The 15,481-nt window shown below is 68.1% G+C and carries 17 protein-coding genes; 11 read left to right on the top strand and 6 right to left on the bottom strand.

Going from position 1 to position 15,481, the window contains the following annotated elements:
• Nucleotides 1-61: 61 nt before the first annotated feature.
• The 9 genes from B0I29_RS18170 (at nucleotide 62) to B0I29_RS18130 (ending at nucleotide 7,498) form a co-directional block, all read left to right on the top strand.
• On the top strand, nucleotides 62-790 hold the full coding sequence (locus B0I29_RS18170) for a helix-turn-helix transcriptional regulator (protein WP_111650250.1): 729 nt from the start codon (nucleotides 62-64) through the stop codon (nucleotides 788-790).
• Nucleotides 787-2,208: a Fe-S cluster assembly protein SufB gene (sufB, locus tag B0I29_RS18165; protein ID WP_111650167.1), complete on the top strand. Its 1,422-nt coding sequence runs from the start codon at nucleotides 787-789 to the stop codon at nucleotides 2,206-2,208. The genes B0I29_RS18170 and sufB overlap by 4 nt, the downstream gene beginning before the upstream one ends.
• Nucleotides 2,209-2,252: 44 nt before the next feature.
• Nucleotides 2,253-3,380: a Fe-S cluster assembly protein SufD gene (gene sufD / locus B0I29_RS18160; protein WP_111650166.1), complete on the top strand. Its 1,128-nt coding sequence runs from the start codon at nucleotides 2,253-2,255 to the stop codon at nucleotides 3,378-3,380.
• Entirely contained in the window at nucleotides 3,380-3,712 is a 333-nt protein-coding gene (locus B0I29_RS18155) for a Rieske (2Fe-2S) protein (RefSeq protein ID WP_181557854.1), read from the top strand. The genes sufD and B0I29_RS18155 overlap by 1 nt, the downstream gene beginning before the upstream one ends.
• Complete coding sequence (gene sufC / locus B0I29_RS18150) at nucleotides 3,709-4,467, top strand: Fe-S cluster assembly ATPase SufC (RefSeq protein WP_111650165.1); 759 nt, start codon at nucleotides 3,709-3,711, stop codon at nucleotides 4,465-4,467. The genes B0I29_RS18155 and sufC overlap by 4 nt, the downstream gene beginning before the upstream one ends.
• Before the next feature lie 20 nt (nucleotides 4,468-4,487).
• Nucleotides 4,488-5,717 carry a cysteine desulfurase gene (locus B0I29_RS18145; RefSeq protein WP_111650164.1) on the top strand — a complete coding sequence of 410 codons (1,230 nt, stop codon included), beginning with the start codon at nucleotides 4,488-4,490 and terminating at the stop codon, nucleotides 5,715-5,717.
• Nucleotides 5,714-6,169 (top strand): Fe-S cluster assembly sulfur transfer protein SufU, encoded by a 456-nt coding sequence (gene sufU / locus B0I29_RS18140; protein ID WP_111650248.1) that lies wholly within the window; start codon nucleotides 5,714-5,716, stop codon nucleotides 6,167-6,169. The genes B0I29_RS18145 and sufU overlap by 4 nt, the downstream gene beginning before the upstream one ends.
• Nucleotides 6,166-6,690, top strand: coding sequence for a metal-sulfur cluster assembly factor (locus B0I29_RS18135; protein WP_111650163.1), 525 nt, complete (start codon nucleotides 6,166-6,168; stop codon nucleotides 6,688-6,690). The genes sufU and B0I29_RS18135 overlap by 4 nt, the downstream gene beginning before the upstream one ends.
• 73 nt (nucleotides 6,691-6,763) lie before the next feature.
• A complete protein-coding gene (locus B0I29_RS18130) occupies nucleotides 6,764-7,498 on the top strand; it encodes a maleylpyruvate isomerase family mycothiol-dependent enzyme (RefSeq protein ID WP_111650162.1) in 735 nt (244 codons plus the stop codon).
• A gap of 55 nt (nucleotides 7,499-7,553) precedes the next feature.
• Here the strand turns inward: B0I29_RS18130 and B0I29_RS18125 are convergent, their stop codons facing one another.
• From B0I29_RS18125 to B0I29_RS18110, 4 genes are all read right to left on the bottom strand, one after another.
• Nucleotides 7,554-8,453: an alpha/beta fold hydrolase gene (locus B0I29_RS18125; protein ID WP_111650161.1), complete on the bottom strand. Its 900-nt coding sequence runs from the start codon at nucleotides 8,451-8,453 to the stop codon at nucleotides 7,554-7,556.
• A 123-nt stretch (nucleotides 8,454-8,576) separates the two neighbouring features.
• Nucleotides 8,577-9,821, bottom strand: a complete 1,245-nt coding sequence (locus B0I29_RS18120; RefSeq protein WP_245972598.1) for an MFS transporter — start codon at nucleotides 9,819-9,821, stop codon at nucleotides 8,577-8,579.
• Nucleotides 9,822-9,832: 11 nt separating this feature from the next.
• On the bottom strand, nucleotides 9,833-10,345 hold the full coding sequence (locus B0I29_RS18115) for an ArsR/SmtB family transcription factor (RefSeq protein WP_111650159.1): 513 nt from the start codon (nucleotides 10,343-10,345) through the stop codon (nucleotides 9,833-9,835).
• Nucleotides 10,346-10,406: 61 nt separating this feature from the next.
• Nucleotides 10,407-11,096, bottom strand: a complete 690-nt coding sequence (locus B0I29_RS18110; protein ID WP_111650158.1) for a histidine phosphatase family protein — start codon at nucleotides 11,094-11,096, stop codon at nucleotides 10,407-10,409.
• 1,239 nt (nucleotides 11,097-12,335) lie between these two features.
• Between B0I29_RS18110 and B0I29_RS18105 the strand changes: the two genes are divergently transcribed.
• On the top strand, nucleotides 12,336-12,965 hold the full coding sequence (locus B0I29_RS18105) for a LysE family transporter (RefSeq protein WP_111650247.1): 630 nt from the start codon (nucleotides 12,336-12,338) through the stop codon (nucleotides 12,963-12,965).
• Between the two features lie 47 nt (nucleotides 12,966-13,012).
• Here the strand turns inward: B0I29_RS18105 and B0I29_RS18100 are convergent, their stop codons facing one another.
• A complete protein-coding gene (locus tag B0I29_RS18100; protein WP_111650157.1) occupies nucleotides 13,013-13,687 on the bottom strand; it encodes a DNA alkylation repair protein in 675 nt (224 codons plus the stop codon).
• 33 nt (nucleotides 13,688-13,720) lie between these two features.
• Here B0I29_RS18100 and B0I29_RS18095 point away from each other — a divergent pair, with 33 nt between their 5' ends.
• A complete protein-coding gene (locus B0I29_RS18095) occupies nucleotides 13,721-14,353 on the top strand; it encodes an acVLRF1 family peptidyl-tRNA hydrolase (protein WP_111650156.1) in 633 nt (210 codons plus the stop codon).
• Nucleotides 14,354-14,384: 31 nt separating this feature from the next.
• On the opposite strand, the gene ypfJ is transcribed toward B0I29_RS18095, so the two are convergent.
• Nucleotides 14,385-15,293 carry a KPN_02809 family neutral zinc metallopeptidase gene (gene ypfJ / locus B0I29_RS18090; protein ID WP_111650155.1) on the bottom strand — a complete coding sequence of 303 codons (909 nt, stop codon included), beginning with the start codon at nucleotides 15,291-15,293 and terminating at the stop codon, nucleotides 14,385-14,387.
• Nucleotides 15,294-15,481 lie beyond the last annotated feature (188 nt).

Here is a 15,481-nt window from a genome sequence, read left to right as displayed (position 1 = left end):
GTGTGGTGGATCACCGGGGTTTGGTTTGCGGGCCCTCGCGGAAATACGTAACGTTGCCGTAGTGAAAAACCTGGTGTTGATACCGACGAGCGTGGTGGCGTCCGCCACCGCCTCGGACGGGCGCACCCGGGACCGTGTCGCCCGCCTGCTCCTGGAGCGTGGCGCGGCCACCGCGGCGGAGCTGGGAGCCGAGCTAGGCTTGAGTCCGGCCGCCATTCGCAAGCACCTCGACGCCATGCTCGCCGAGGATCTCGTGGAGACGCGCGAGCTGCGCCGGGACAAACCTCGTGGACGAGGCAGACCGGCCAAGGCATTCGTTCTCACGGCCGCCGGCCGCGACGACCGCAACAACCCGCACCACTACGACGGCATCGCCACCGCCGCGCTGCGATGGATCGCCGAGCAGCACGGTCCGGAAGCGTTGAGCGCGTTCGCTGCAGCCCAGGTCCAGGCGCTCGAGGAGCGTCTGCAAGCCGCTATTTTGTCTGCCGGGTCCGATCCGATGGCGCGGGCCGAGGCACTCGCCGACGCATTGACCGCCGAGGGTTACGCTGCCAGCGCGACCACGATCGCGTCCGGTGGGCAGCTGTGCCAGCATCACTGCCCGGTGGCTCACGTGGCTGCCGAGTTTCCTCAGCTGTGCGACGCCGAGACCGAAGTCATCTCCCGGCTCGTCGGCACCCACGTCCAGCGTCTCGCCACCATCGCCCACGGTGACGGGGTGTGTACAACGCACATTCCCGCCTCATCATGTGTAACCACCGCAATCACGGTTAGGACAGATACATGACTGACCAGATCGTCACTCAGGAAGAGCACCTCGCCGCTCTGGGTCGGTACGAGTACGGCTGGGCCGACACCGACACGGCTGGCGCCACGGCTCAGCGCGGACTGTCCGAAGCGGTGGTGCGCAACATCTCGGCGCTGAAGAGCGAGCCCCAGTGGATGCTCGACCTGCGCCTGAAGGGTCTGCGGCTGTTCGACCGCAAGCCCATGCCGAACTGGGGCGCCGACCTCACCGGCATCGACTTCCAGAACATCAAGTACTTCGTGCGCTCCACCGAGAAGCAGGCCGCCACCTGGGATGACCTGCCCGCGGACATCAAGGCGACGTACGACCGCCTCGGCATCCCCGAGGCGGAGAAGCAGCGTCTGGTCTCCGGCGTCGCCGCGCAGTACGAGTCCGAGGTCGTCTACCACGCGATCCGTGAGGACCTCGAGCAGCAGGGCGTGCTCTTCCTGGACACCGACACCGCGCTGCGGGAGCACGAGGAACTCTTCAAGGAGTACTTCGGCACCGTCATCCCGGTCGGCGACAACAAGTTCGCCGCGCTGAACACCAGCGTGTGGTCCGGCGGCTCGTTCATCTACGTGCCGAAGGGTGTGCACGTCGACATCCCGCTGCAGGCCTACTTCCGGATCAACACCGAGAACATGGGCCAGTTCGAGCGGACGCTGATCATCGCCGACGAGGGCAGCTACATCCACTACGTCGAGGGCTGCACCGCCCCGATCTACTCGTCCGACTCGCTGCACTCGGCGGTCGTCGAGATCGTGGTGAAGAAGAACGCCCGCGTTCGGTACACGACCATCCAGAACTGGTCGAACAACGTCTACAACCTGGTCACCAAGCGCGCCACCTGCGAAGAGGGCGCGACCATGGAGTGGGTCGACGGCAACATCGGCTCCAAGGTGACGATGAAGTACCCGGCGGTCTACATGACCGGCGCGCACGCCAAGGGCGAGGTTCTCTCGATCGCCATGGCCGGCGAGGGTCAGCACCAGGACTCCGGCGCCAAGATGGTGCACGCCGCGCCGCACACCTCGTCGACGATCATCTCGAAGTCGATCGCCCGTGGTGGTGGCCGGACGTCGTACCGCGGCCTGGTCCAGGTGCTGGAGGGCTCGTCGAGCTCGAAGAGCACGGTCAAGTGCGACGCGCTCCTGGTCGACACGATCTCCCGCTCGGACACGTACCCGTACGTCGACATCCGCGAGGACGACGTGAACATGGGTCACGAGGCGACCGTCTCCAAGGTCAGCGAGGACCAGCTCTTCTACCTGATGAGCCGTGGCCTCACTGAGGACGAGGCGATGGCGATGATCGTGCGTGGCTTCATCGAGCCGATCGCCAAGGAGCTCCCGATGGAGTACGCGCTCGAGCTGAACCGCCTGATCGAGCTCCAGATGGAAGGGGCCGTGGGTTAATCACCCGGCCCTCCCGAAGCGAACAAAGCGGACATAAGGAAGAGATGACAACCGAGGCCATCGCCCCGCCGAGCACCAAGTCGCAGGTGCTGCGCTCCTTCGACGTCACCGACTTCCCGGCCCTGAACGGCCTGGAGGAGGAGTGGCGCTTCACCCCGCTCAAGCGGCTCGGTGACCTGGTCAAGGCCACGTCGCTGACCGGCGCGGCGCCGAGCGTCGAGTTCGGCGACCTGCCGGACGGCGTGACGGTCTCGACCGCCGACGACGTCGACCCGGTGCTCACGCCGTTCGACCGGGTCAGCGCTCTCGCGTACGGCTCGGCCGCCGGCGTCACCGTGATCGAGGTGGCGGCCGAGGCCGAGCCTGCCGAGGCCGCGGTGATCCGCCTGGTCGGCAAGGGCGGCGACGCCGCGGCGGCGCGCACCTTCGTGAAGGTGGGCAACTTCGCCAAGGCCACGATCATCCTGGAGCAGTCCGGCTCGGTCACGCTCGCTGACAACATCGAGGTCGTGGTCGGCGACAGCGCTCAGCTGACGTTCATCACCCTCGCGGAATGGGACCGCGACGCGGTCCAGGCCCAGCACGTCAAGATCCGGGTCGGCAAGGACGCGCACGTCCAGCACCTGCAGGTCACCCTTGGCGGAGATCTGGTACGCCAGTTCACCAGCGTTGAGTACGCCGGACGCGGCGGCGACGCCGAGCTGTTCGGCCTCTACTTCGCGACCGCCGGCCAGCACCAGGAGCACCGGCAGCTCGTCGACCACAGTGCGCCGGACTGCCGCAGCAACGTGGGTTACCGCGGCGCGCTGCAGGGCGCGTCGGCGCACACCGTCTGGGTCGGCGACGTGCTGATCCGGGCGACTGCGACCGGCACCGACACGTACGAGATCAACCGCAACCTCATCCTCACCGATGGGGCACGGGCCGACTCGGTGCCGAACCTGGAGATCGAGACCGGCGAGGTTGCCGGCGCCGGGCACGCGAGCGCGACCGGTCGTTTCGACGACGAGCAGCTGTTCTACCTGATGGCCCGCGGTATCCCCGAGGGTGAGGCCCGCAAGCTGGTGGTTCGCGGCTTCTTCGCCGAGCTGATCAACAAGATCCCGGTCGAGGGGCTGCGTGAGCGCCTCGGCGACACCATCGAGGCTCGTCTGGTCGAGGCCGGTTCATAGTGGATTTCGAGTACGTCGGACCGGTGACCGACGTGGCCAAAGGCACCGCCCTCCAGGTGGAGGTCGACGGTGTCGAGGTCGCGGTCGTGCACGCCGACGACGACAACTTCTATGCGGTGCGTGACGAGTGCAGTCACGCCTCCGTGGCACTCTCCGAAGGAGAGGTGGACGGCTGCACTCTCGAGTGCTGGCTGCACGGCTCCCGCTTCGACCTGCGCACCGGTGAACCCTCCGGACCACCCGCCATCGATTCAGTGGCGGTCTACCCCGTCGAGATCCGCGACGGCGACATCTACGTTTCGACGACACCGAGTAATGGAGTAGAGCCGTGAGCACCCTGGAGATCCGTGACCTGCAGGTTTCGGTGAAGCTGCCCGAGGGCGAGCTGAAGCCGATCCTGGCCGGTGTCGACCTCACCGTGAAAGCCGGCGAGACCCACGCGATCATGGGTCCGAACGGCTCCGGCAAGTCGACCCTGGCGTACTCCATCGCGGGCCACCCGAAGTACGAGATCACCGGTGGTTCGGTCACCCTGGACGGCGTGGACGTCCACGAGCTGAGCGTCGACGAGCGCGCCCGGGCCGGACTCTTCCTGGCGATGCAGTACCCGGTCGAGGTCCCCGGTGTCTCGGTGGCGAACTTCCTGCGTACCGCGAAGACCGCGATCGACGGCGAGGCGCCGAAGCTGCGTACCTGGGCCGGCGAGCTGCGCGGCGCCATGGAGAAGCTGCAGATGGACCCCGCGTTCGCACAGCGCAACGTGAACGAGGGCTTCTCCGGTGGTGAGAAGAAGCGTCACGAGATCATGCAGCTCGAGCTGCTGAAGCCGAAGATCGCGATCCTCGACGAGACCGACTCCGGCCTCGACATCGACGCGCTGCGGATCGTCAGCGAGGGCGTGAACCGGGTCCGCGCGACCGGCGAGACCGGCTTCCTGCTGATCACCCACTACACCCGGATCCTCCGCTACATCAAGCCGGACTTCGTGCACGTCTTCGTCGGCGGCAAGATCGTCGAAGAGGGCGGCCCGGAGCTGGCCGAGCGGCTCGAGGTCGAGGGTTACGAGAAGTTCCTGACCCGCGCCTGATTCGCTGGGAGTCGATAAAGATGAGCTTCGACGTCGAGCAGGTCCGTAAGGACTTCCCGATCTTCGAGCGGGAGGTCAACGGCCACCCGCTGGTCTACTTGGACAGCGCCAACACCTCGCAGAAACCTGTGCAGGTGCTCGACGTCATGCGCGCGCACCAGGAGCGGTACAACGGCAACGTGTCCCGCTCCGTGCACACGCTCGGCACCGAGTCGACCGAGGCCTATGAGGGCGCGCGGGCTCGCATCGCCGCCTTCATCGGTGCGGCGAGCCCGGACGAGGTGGTCTTCACCAAGAACTCCACCGAGGCGCTGAACCTGGTCGCGCACTCGGCCGGGCAGCATTTGCGGCTCGGGCCGGGTGACGAGGTGGTCGTCTCCGAGATGGAGCACCACTCGAACCTGGTTCCCTGGCAGCTGCTCTGTGAGCGGACCGGCGCGACTCTGCGCTGGTTCGGGATCACGGATGAGGGGCGGCTGGACGAGTCGGGGCTCGACGAGTTGATCACCTCGCGCACCAAGATCGTGTCGTTGGTGCACATGTCCAATGTTCTCGGGACGATCAACGATATTTCGGCTATCTCCGCTCGGGCCCGTGAGGTCGGCGCTCTGCTGGTTCTGGACTGCTCGCAGTCCGTCCCGCACCTGCCGATCAACGTGGCCGAGCTCGGCGCCGACCTGATCGCCTTCACCGGGCACAAGATGGTCGGCCCGACCGGCATCGGTGTCCTGTGGGGGCGGTACGACCTTCTCGCGCAGCTGCCTCCGTTCCTCGGCGGCGGCTCGATGATCGAGACGGTCACCATGACGGGTACGACCTACGCCGCGCCGCCGGCCCGCTTCGAGGCCGGCACCCCGCCGATCACGCAGGCCATCGGCCTCGGTGCGGCAGTGGATTACCTGACCGGGCTGGGCATGGAGGCGATCCACCAGCACGAACAGGCGATCACGGCGTACGCCCTGGACGCGCTGACCAGCATCAAGGGTGTGCGGATCTTCGGGCCTGCCACCACGGAGGGCCGGGGCGGGACGGTGTCGTTCGGCGTCGATGGGGTACACCCTCACGACGTGGGACAGATCCTCGACGCCCTCGGTGTCGAGGTGCGGGTCGGCCACCACTGCGCGCGGCCGGTCTGCTCCCGCTTCAGCGTTCCGGCGATGACGCGGGCCTCGTTCTACCTGTACACGACGACGGACGAGATCGATGCCCTGGCACGCGGTCTCGACCAGGTGCGGAAGGTGTTCGGCTGATGCTCGACGGGCTCTACCAGGAGATCATCCTCGATCACTACAAGAATCCGCACGGCAAGGGGCTGCGTGACCCGTTCGACGGGGAGGCGCACCACGTCAACCCGACGTGCGGCGACGAGATCACCGTTCGGGTCAACTCCGACTTGTCGGAAATTTCGTACGACGGCCTCGGGTGCTCGATCAGCCAGGCCTCGGCCTCGGTGCTGCACGAGCTGCTCCAGGGGCGGGACGCGGCGACGGCCTCGGAGATCCACCAGGCTTTCGTGGACCTGATGCAGAGCCGCGGCCAGATCGAGCCCGACGAGGAAGTGCTCGGCGACGGCATCGCGTTCGCCGGGGTCGCGAAGTTCCCGGCCCGGGTGAAATGCGCCCTGCTGCCGTGGATGGCGTTCAAGGACGCGGCGGTTCGCGCCGGCGTGGAGGTGGGCGTGAGCCCGGAGGTGAAGGCATGAGCGACAAGACCGATTCTGTTCAGACAGTGGCTACCGCGCAGGGTTCTGCGGGCGATGCGGCTGCCGACGAGGTTCCGAACTGGCTCGCTTCCGAGCGGGCCGAGGCCGCTGAGGCGGGCGAGCCCGTTGAGGTTCCGGCCACCAGCGTGTCGGAGGCCGCCGCTGCTCCCGCCGCGGTCGCCGTCTCGGACAAGCCCAAGCCGTCGCACGCCGATATCGAGGAAGCGATGAAGGACGTCGTCGACCCCGAGCTCGGCATCAACGTGGTTGACCTGGGCCTGGTCTACGGCACCCACGTCGACGACGACAACGTGGTCACCCTCGACATGACGCTGACGTCGGCGGCCTGCCCGCTGACCGACGTGATCGAGGACCAGACCCGGCAGGCGCTGACCACCGGCCCCGGCGGCGGGCTCGTGCAGGACTTCCGGATCAACTGGGTGTGGCTGCCGCCGTGGGGCCCCGACAAGATCACCGACGACGGACGAGAGCAGTTGCGGGCTCTCGGCTTCAACGTCTGATTTCGTACGTCATTAGGGCGGTGCGCTGCGAAGCGCGCCGCCCTTTGTCGTACCCCGGTGATAGAACCGTGGCATGGCATCGACACCGCCCTTTCCCGAGCTGCTGTCGCTGATCGAGTCTCGGTCAGCCGCGCTGCGGGAGGCCGCCGACGATCTCACGGCCCGGGTTCCCGGCTGTCCTGACTGGTCCGTGCGTGACCTGGTCCTGCACCTCGGCCGCGTCCAGCGCTTCTGGGCTGCCGCGGCCCGGGCCGGCGACCCGTCCGCTCCACCGCCCCGTGAGGAGGCCGCGCCCGGCGGCGACCTCCTGGACTGGTCGGCGGAGTCGACAGCCCTGCTGCTCGACGCGCTGCGCGCCACCGGCCCGGAGGCGCCGTGCTGGGCCTGGTGGCCGGATTCAGCCGCTCCCCACACGGTTCGTGCGGTCGCCCGTCACCAGGTGCAGGAGGCGGCCGTCCACGCGTTCGACGCACAGGACGCGCTCGGCAAACCGGAGCCGCTGCCCGCGGCGATCGCCGTCGACGGTGTGGGCGAGTTCCTCGAGGTCCCGCTGCGCTCCCTGGGCGCCTGGCCGCACCGCCCGGCCCGCATCGAGTTCCAGGCCCTGGAGGGCCCGTCCTGGACGGTCGACCTGTCCCCGGCCGGGGTGACCGTCGGCCCGGCCGCCAGCGGCGACCCGGTCACCCGCCTCCAGGGGAAAGCGAGTGAGCTGGTGCTCGCGCTCTACCGCCGGATCGAGCCGGCAGACATCCGAGTCGACGGCGACCGCGAGGTGGCTGACCAGCTCCGGGAGTGGAGCAAGGTCTAGTCCCTCGTGGCGGCGACCGCGAGGTGGCCGCGCAGCTCCGGGAGTGGAGCAGGGTCTAGCCCTTCGTGGCGGGGTCCGCGAGGAAGGCGGTGAGGATCGGGTTCAGCAGGTCGGGGCGTTCCAGGTTTGGCAGGTGGCCGGCCCAGGAGAGTTCCTGGTGGCGGGCGTTGGGCAGAGTTTTCGCGAGCTGGACGGCGATCTCGTGGAAATCGGGGAGGTCGTGCGCACCGGAGATCAGCAGGGCCGGCGCGGTGATCGAGGCGAAAGCGGCGGCCGGCCCCGAGGCATCTTCTCCGGCGTCCGCAGTGGGTTCGGCGGAGGACAGCGCCGCGGCATCATGCGGCTCGGCGGCGGGCCTGACGGTGGGCTCTGCGGGGGCATCGAGTGGCGTGGCTGGGTCGGCTGTGTGGGCTGCGGCCTGTGCGGCCTCTTCGGCGGCTAGCTGGACGTCGAAGGCGTTGCGTTGCATGGTGCGTACCAAAGATTTTTGGTCCTCGCCTGCCTCTGGGCCCAGCCAGAGGTTGACGTTGAGGTCGGTTGCGCCGGCTACGTCGCCCGCTTCCAGCAGTGCGTCCTCGCGGTCGCCGAACTCGCGCAGCGCGGCGCTCGGCTCGTGGCCCCGCAGTGCGGTGCAGAGCAGCGCGAGAGCGGCCACCCGGTCCGGCCAGCGGACAGCGAACTCGAGCGCCACGCGGCCGCCGCCGGACGCCGCGATGATGGCCGTGCGGGTGATGCCGAGCGCGTCGAGCAGGGCGGCCACGTCGTCGGCCTCGTCCCAGTCGGTGCCGATCGGAATCGGGGATTCGCCGTAACCGCGCAGGTCACACCGCACGACCTGGTGGCCGGCGGCGGTCAGCGCCGGTACCTGCGGGTCCCACATCCGGCGGTCGGCGACGGTCGAGTGGAGCAGGATCACGGCCGGGCCGCTGCCGGAAATGTCATGAGCTAAAAGCATTCGGCGACCCTATCCGGCACTTATCGACGACTGTCAGACGGCTGCCACTGCGTTGCCAGACTGTCAGTTGCCTGCCACTGCGTTGCCGGACTGTCAGTTGGCTGCCACCGGGTTGCCGGACTGTCAGGCGGCTGCCACCGCTTTGCGGGCCGCCTGCTCGGTGCGGTCCAAGGCCTCCCACGCGGGGAAGACGAACGGTGCCGCGGTCACCGCGAGATATCCGATCGCGGCCAGCAGCGCCGCCGTTCGCAGCCCGAGCACGTCGGTCACCCAGCCGCCCAGCACGCCGCCGAGCGGGATGCCCGCCCAGGACACCGAGATCAGCACGCTGAACACCCGGCCGTGCATGTGTGCCGGGATCCGCCGGTAGACCGCCGCCAGCAGGATCGGATTGACCGTGGACATCAGCGCTCCGGAGATCGCCGCGGTGGCCAGCACGACCCAGACCTCGTTGGTGAACGCGAGCGCGACCAACTGGGCCGGCCCGCCGACGAAGAAACAGATCCCGAACGTACGCCGCCGGGGCAGCCGTGGCGCGATAACGGTGTACAGGATGTTCCCGGCCACCGCACCGAGCCCGAACGCCGTGCCGACAACCCCGAGGGCTGCGGGTCCGTGCGGACCCTCACGCACCCACACGGGTACGAAGACCGTGGCGTACGCCTGATCGAACATGTTCGTCACGAAGAGCAGCGACATCACGCCGAGGATCAGCCGGTCGTCGCGGACGTACCGGAAACCGTTGCGCAGGGCGGCCCCGTACCCATGCTCCTCGGTCTCGTCGCAAGCGGCGGCGTCGGCGAAGCCGACACGCAGAAGCGCGCCGATGAGAACGGCCGCGACGGCGAAGGTCGCGGCGTCGAAGAGGAGCACGGTCGCCGGGTCGAAAGCCGCGATCAGCAGCCCGGCCAGCGGCAGCCCGACCAGCGTCGACGCGCGGGAGACACCGTCGTAGAGCGTGGTCCCGCGTTCCGTGGAGACGCCGGCCGCAGCGATCGTACGGGGGAGAAGCGCGCGCTTGGCCGCGTCGCCGAACCCGCGCAGCGCGCCGGCGAGCGCGATGAGCGTGAGCAGGACGCCGAGGGAGGCGCTCTGATAGAACGCGAACAGCGGGATGCCGGCGACCGCGAGCACACTGGCCGCGTCGGCGACCACCGCCGTGGGTCGCGGGCCGACCCGGTCGACGATCGGACCGCCGATCAGGCCGGCGAGAATGTACGGAACCATCTCGGCGAACCCGGCCACCCCGGCGAGCAGGGCCGAATCGGTGCTGGTCAGGACCAGCCACGGCAGCGCCACGAAGGTGATCCGGCTGCCGAGCATCGAGATCCCCTCGGCGGCGAGGAGGACGATGAGCTGGCGGTTCATCGGATGTGTGTTCACCGGATCTGTGGAAACGACTGCCATTGGAACACCACCCTCCCGGTGTCCGTCGGCGCTTCCTCGCCGGGCTGGTCGGCCGGATAGTCCGCGAGCACCCCGTCGATGCGTCCTAGCAGCTCAGCGGCTTGAGACGGGGTGAGCCGCAGCGCCCGGTTGCCGATGGTCACGCTGCCGCCCCACTCGTCGGGGACCGTCCCGGCGACAGCCAGGAAGTCCTGCACTCGCTGGAAATCGGCGACCGCTTCCGCCCGCAACCCCACCGGCGCGTCCTCCGGAACGGCCGGCCGCCACCAGCGCTCCCGCCCGGGCCCGCGCCGTGGCTCCTCCTCGACGAAGCCGTAACCGGCGAGCTGCCGCAGGTGATAACTCGTGGCGCCGGAACTCTCACCCAGAAGACCAGCCAGCCGGGTCGCGGTCGAGGCGCCCTGCTCACGCAGGACACGCAGGATGCGTACGCGCAAAGGGTGCGCGAGACCACGCAAGGACTGTGGGCCAAGGGTTCCGGGCATCGTCCAAAGATAAGTTTGCAAATATTTCTTTGCAAGACGCCCGTCTATGTATAACGGGGTTTCACGCTGGTGGCAAATGGTCGATCACGTTGTATCTGTCCAGGGTGAGGCGGCCGTCCTTGTCGGCGAAACGGCTGATCGACGCGTTGCGGACGTAACCCGACTCGGCCTCGACAGCGAGCACCTTTTCCCAGTCGAGGTCCTCGACGACGGCTCGCATCATGAGCACGATGGAGTCGTGGGCGACCACGACGACCCGCTTTCCGTTCTGTTCGCGGCGCAGGTCGTCGAGGAACGAGGCGAGCCGCACCCGGATGTCGGCGAACGACTCGCCGGCCGGAGGGGCGTACTCGTATTCGCCCGCCTCGGCACGCCGGTCCGCCTCGCCGGGAAAGCGGGCAGCGACCGCGGCTCGGGTGAGCAGTTCCAGCTCACCCATGAGCCGATCGACGAGCCGATTGTCGGTGCGTGGCTCCGGAAGGTCCACACCGGACGCTTCGGCCGCGATGCGCCACGTCTCGCGAGCCCTCAGGTACGGCGACGTGATCACCACCTGTGGTCGATGCCCCGGTGGGAGGGTGGCGAGCCAGCGGCCGAGGGCCGAGGCCTGCTCCTCGCCGGTGCGGGTGAGCGGAACGTCGGCGTCACGTCCGCCGAACTCCACCTCCAGAAGGCCTGCGGCGTCGGCGGCGGGGAAGGCGACGTTGGCCAGGCTCTGCCCGTGCCGGACCAGAATCAGCTCAGCGACCATGATCGGACCCTACCGAGCAAAGGGCGCTCTGGTCACGTTCCGAAACCAAGGAGAAGCATCACGTAATCAATGGTTGACGCAACGACCCGGAACGAATCGTGATACATCACTTGATCTCCGACGAGTCACCGCCGGTGCCGTGTCTGGTGCGCCGGTGGTCCGGCTGACCCTCAGAACCGCCCGTGCTGGTCAATTGAGGTAGCCGCTGACCGGGGATGCGCGCCGTGGAACTGTGGCCGAGCGTGTTCTGAGCTACGGCTCGTGCCAGGCGGTCGGCTCGTGCAAGCGGTCGGCTCATGCCGGCGGCCGGGCTCGGCCCGGTTGGCGGGTCCGAAGGCATCACGCCGCGAGCATCCTGCCCGATGTGTGTCGATTTTGGGTGCGTATTGAACCCGAAGTCGACACGCGTGCTCTGGCCTGCGCGATCTTGGGCCGTGGTTCCCGTCGGGGTGTGGTTCGGGGACCACGATCGCCACGGGAGGCCTCTGGGCGGAGAGGCGATCAAGCCCGAGCGTGCATTGCTGGCGGCGTTTGAATCAACCAGCAGGGTCAGTGCTGGGACGAACTTTCGAGGGCAGCGCCGGGAGCCAGCTCGTGCCGTCCGGCTGGCTGTCAGCGCTGTCAAATTGCCCGTGAGAGGCAGCAGCGGAACCAGCTGGACCGGTCGCAGGGTGGATCAGGTCGCACGTAACGTCTCTGTGCGCCCGGATCCAGGCCCTGGCCGTGGTGGGGTCGCACGAACCGCAACCGTGCGACCCCACCTACGCCAAACCGAGCGTTCGTGCGACCTCAACGACGCTCGCCCGAGGCCCGTTAGGCCCGTTAGGCCTGTTCGGCCTGTTCGGCTTGTTCGCAAAGCGTTTCCGCGTGCGTTCACCGCCACCGCAAAGTTCCCCGCGCGCGCGACCCCAGCCGGCTTGTCCTCGCGGTCGTCTTTTCGGCTTCCGAGCGACCGTGTGCGCGAGCCGGTTTCGGTTGGCTTGTGCTTGTGGTCGTCTTTTCGGCTTCTGGGCGACCGTGTGCGCGAGCTGGTTTGGTTTGGCTTGTGCTTGTGGTCGCCAGCGGGTTCGGGGGTGCCCCTGGTGCGGCTGATAATCGGTGGTTTTGCGGGCTGGGTGGGGTCGATGATGGTGGCGTGAACGCGCTGGAGTCGTATGCCGCTGTTTCTGTCGCTGTGGCCGATCGGGCTGGGCGACAGCAGGCCGCTGACTTGTGGGCGGCGGTGTTTCGGCAGCTGTCGTGAACGGGGCGTTTCTCGCCGGTGTGGTCGCCGGATATGGGATCGCTGTGCCGGTCGGCGCCATCGGAGTGCTGATCGCTGGGCTGAGCGCTCGCACGTCGCTGCGGGTCGGTGCGGCAGCCGGGCTTGGTGCGGCTACCGCTGACGGGATCTATGCACTGGTCGCCGTGGTCGGTGGTGCGGCCGTCGCGGCGGTGATCGCGCCCTTCGCTACTCCACTGCGGTGGGCCGGGGCCGTGGTTCTGCTCGGGCTGGCCGGGTGGACGGCCTGGGGCGCACTACGTCACCGCGCGAAAGACCAGAGCCGAGTGCTGCCCGCGAAAGAGGGACCTGAGAACGGGTCGGGGGCGGTGCTTCGGGCGTACCTCGGGGTTCTTGCATTGACGCTGTTCAACCCGGCGACCGTGATCTATTTCGCGGCGCTGGTGCTCGGCAGTGGTGGCGCCGGAGGCGGCGTGTGGTTTGTGGCCGGTGCGTTTCTCGCTTCGGCGAGCTGGCAGTTGCTGATCGCCGGCGGTGGTTCGCTGATCGGGCGCGTCCTCACCGGCGAACGCGGCCGTCTCGTCACCGCCCTGACGTCCAGCGCCCTGATCGCAGCCCTGGCACTCCACCTCCTGACGACGACTTAGCACGATGACCACGCGACGACCCAGCGCGAAAACCACCCCCTCCATCGTCAGAGGTGCTTTGTGGCCTCTCGGATCGACAGCGGGGACAGGCGGTCGCTGTTCGCTGACACGAACGCTCGCACCGCCCCCGGATCCGTCCTCGCGTAGTGCCGCAGCGCCCACCCGATCGCCTTGCGGACGAAGAAATCCGGGTGCCCGGCCTGTGCCGTGCAATAGCCGAACAACCGCGCGGTGTCCGTCGACGCCCCGTAATGCAGCTGGTGCAGGATCGCCGTGCGGACCAGCCACAAATCCGGCGCCCGGGACCACTCGTCCATCTCCGCGACCAGCACCGGATGCCGCCGCACCAACCCTGCCACGAAATGAGTGGCGAGCGGATCGACCGTGTCCCACCAGGATTTTGTCGTGATCAGCGAGGCCGCCGTGTCCAGGAGAGAAGGCTCCGCGACATGAGCCGCCAGGTAATCACATGCGAACTGCTGGAACTCCCGCTCGTCACGGTCCCAGCAGGCCAGTGCGACCGCGCGCAGATCATCGGACGTGGGCGCTCCCAGACCGGTCAGCGCGGCGCGGGCCCGGGCGCGGCGGATCGGTGACGGCAGGCCGAGGAACGGGAACTGGTCGCGCATGTAAGCGGCCATGCCCACCGCGCGCACCGGGTCACGCGCCGCCGTGAACTCACCGTCGAGACGCCCCATCAAGGTCCCGGCCAACTCGCTCATGCCCAGCGATCCTGCCACCGTAGTCTGACAAGAATGGGCGAACGTGCGGCTGCCGGCGGCGGAAAATGGGTGGATATCGCCCCGGAGCGGCTGCCGCGATGGCTGGAGAACTTCGGGACCCGGCATGGTGCGTACCAGGAAATGGGTTTGACCTTGATCGCCGCTGACGGTGTGACGGCGACGCTGAGCGCGCCCCCGGGCGCTGGTCCGGCCGAGACGGTGGCCGAGCTGATTCGCGAAGCGCAAGCGAGTCGTCGGCTGGGTCTTCTCCTGGCGCGCAAAGGCGCGATCGCCGTCGGCATCGCCGACGGTCCTGACCTGGTGGTTTCCAAAGTGGACACGCACTATGTGCAAGGGCGGACAGCTGCCGGCGGCTGGTCGCAGCAGCGCTTCGCTCGCCGCCGCGACAATCAGGCAAAAGCAGCGGCTGCCGACGGCGCCGGCATCGTCGAGCGCATTCTCCTGCCCGAGGTACGGTCATTGGCCGCCGTGGTCACCGGAGGGGATCGTTCGGCGGTCGAGTCCGTGTTGGCATTGCGGCACCTGGCACCGGTTGCCGCACTACGGGCCGGACGCCTTCTGGATGTGCCCGAGCCGCGGCGCGCGATCCTGGTGGACGCGGTCGCCGCGGCTCGCGCCGTGCCGATCCTGTTAAAAGAGGCCTGACAAAGAGGCCTGATAACGGAGAAAAGAGCTTCTAGCTGACCGCTCCGGCCTTAAAGGTGTCGCACTGCTTCGGGTCGCCGCTGTCGTAACCGACCCGGAACCACTGCTGCCGCTGCGCGGACGAGCCGTGGGTGAACTCCTCCGGGTTGATGTCGCCGCCACCCTTCTTCTGCAGGGTGTCGTCGCCGATCTGGCCGGCCGCCTGGATGCCCTCCTGGATGTCCTGGTCGGTGAGGCTCGTGAAGATCTTGTCGCCGTCCTTGTCGGTGGTGTTCGCCGCGGCGTTCGCCCACGCGCCGGCGTAACAGTCGGCCTGCAGCTCCAGCTTCACCGACTCGGCGTTGGCCGAGCCCGGGTCGCGTTCCTGCCGGCGGCGCATCTCCGCCTCGGTGCCGAGCACGTCCTGCACGTGGTGGCCGTACTCATGGGCCAGAACGTAGGGCTGCGCGAACTCGCCCGGCGCGCCGAGCTGCTTCGACAGAACCTCGTAGAAGGTCAGGTCGATGTAGACCTTGTCGTCGGCGGGGCAGTAGAACGGCCCGACACCGGAGTCGGCCGAGCCGCACCCGGTGCTCACCTGGTTGGAGAAGATGTGGGTGACGGCGGGCTTGTACTGCTCGCCGAAGGATTCCGGCAGCTGGTCGCGCCAGTACGCCTGGATCGAGGTGACGAAGAGCCCATTGCGGCATTCGAGCGCCTGGAGCTTCTGGTCGCCGGTGCACTGGCTCAGCGGGGTGCCTGACGACGAGCCGCCGCTGTCACCGCCGATCGTGTTGATCCCGAAGTATCCGCCGACCAGCGCGATGACGAGGGTGACGACGATGCCGGCCAGGCCACCGCCACCGATGGGCAAGCCACCGATGCCGCCACCACCACCGCCGGATCCCCGGCCGTCCTCGACCTGACTGGTGTCGATGTCCGCACGTTCATTGAGTTCCATGTCGTCCTGCCTTCGCCACGGTTGCCCGCGGTGTACCCGATGATCTTGTGAACTAATCGAGTGGGAGCTGGACGTGGCAGCCGAGTAGTATGGCCGCGTGCTGCTCTGCGAAGGCTGACCTGCCCCGCGCCGACCGTCCAGGAGGATGGCCGGCGCTTTATTGCGCCCTGAGTCAGCCCGATCACCCG

Source organism: Actinoplanes lutulentus (assembly GCF_003259845.1).
In the GTDB taxonomy this organism is placed as follows: Bacteria; Actinomycetota; Actinomycetes; order Mycobacteriales; family Micromonosporaceae; genus Actinoplanes; species Actinoplanes lutulentus.
This window is presented reverse-complemented; position numbering and strand designations above follow the sequence as displayed.

What these genes read in the sequence shown, in the direction of transcription:
- sufB (WP_111650167.1), top strand. Translation starts at nt 787, where the DNA reads ATGACTGACCAGATCGTCACTCAGGAAGAGCACCTCGCCGCTCTGGGT.
- sufD (WP_111650166.1), top strand. Translation starts at nt 2,253, where the DNA reads ATGACAACCGAGGCCATCGCCCCGCCGAGCACCAAGTCGCAGGTGCTG.
- B0I29_RS18145 (WP_111650164.1), top strand. Translation starts at nt 4,488, where the DNA reads ATGAGCTTCGACGTCGAGCAGGTCCGTAAGGACTTCCCGATCTTCGAG.
- B0I29_RS18135 (WP_111650163.1), top strand. Translation starts at nt 6,166, where the DNA reads ATGAGCGACAAGACCGATTCTGTTCAGACAGTGGCTACCGCGCAGGGT.
- B0I29_RS18130 (WP_111650162.1), top strand. Translation starts at nt 6,764, where the DNA reads ATGGCATCGACACCGCCCTTTCCCGAGCTGCTGTCGCTGATCGAGTCT.
- B0I29_RS18125 (WP_111650161.1), bottom strand. Translation starts at nt 8,453, where the DNA reads ATGCTTTTAGCTCATGACATTTCCGGCAGCGGCCCGGCCGTGATCCTG.
- B0I29_RS18120 (WP_245972598.1), bottom strand. Translation starts at nt 9,821, where the DNA reads ATGAACCGCCAGCTCATCGTCCTCCTCGCCGCCGAGGGGATCTCGATG.
- B0I29_RS18115 (WP_111650159.1), bottom strand. Translation starts at nt 10,345, where the DNA reads ATGCCCGGAACCCTTGGCCCACAGTCCTTGCGTGGTCTCGCGCACCCT.
- B0I29_RS18110 (WP_111650158.1), bottom strand. Translation starts at nt 11,096, where the DNA reads ATGGTCGCTGAGCTGATTCTGGTCCGGCACGGGCAGAGCCTGGCCAAC.
- B0I29_RS18100 (WP_111650157.1), bottom strand. Translation starts at nt 13,687, where the DNA reads ATGAGCGAGTTGGCCGGGACCTTGATGGGGCGTCTCGACGGTGAGTTC.
- B0I29_RS18095 (WP_111650156.1), top strand. Translation starts at nt 13,721, where the DNA reads ATGGGCGAACGTGCGGCTGCCGGCGGCGGAAAATGGGTGGATATCGCC.
- ypfJ (WP_111650155.1), bottom strand. Translation starts at nt 15,293, where the DNA reads ATGGAACTCAATGAACGTGCGGACATCGACACCAGTCAGGTCGAGGAC.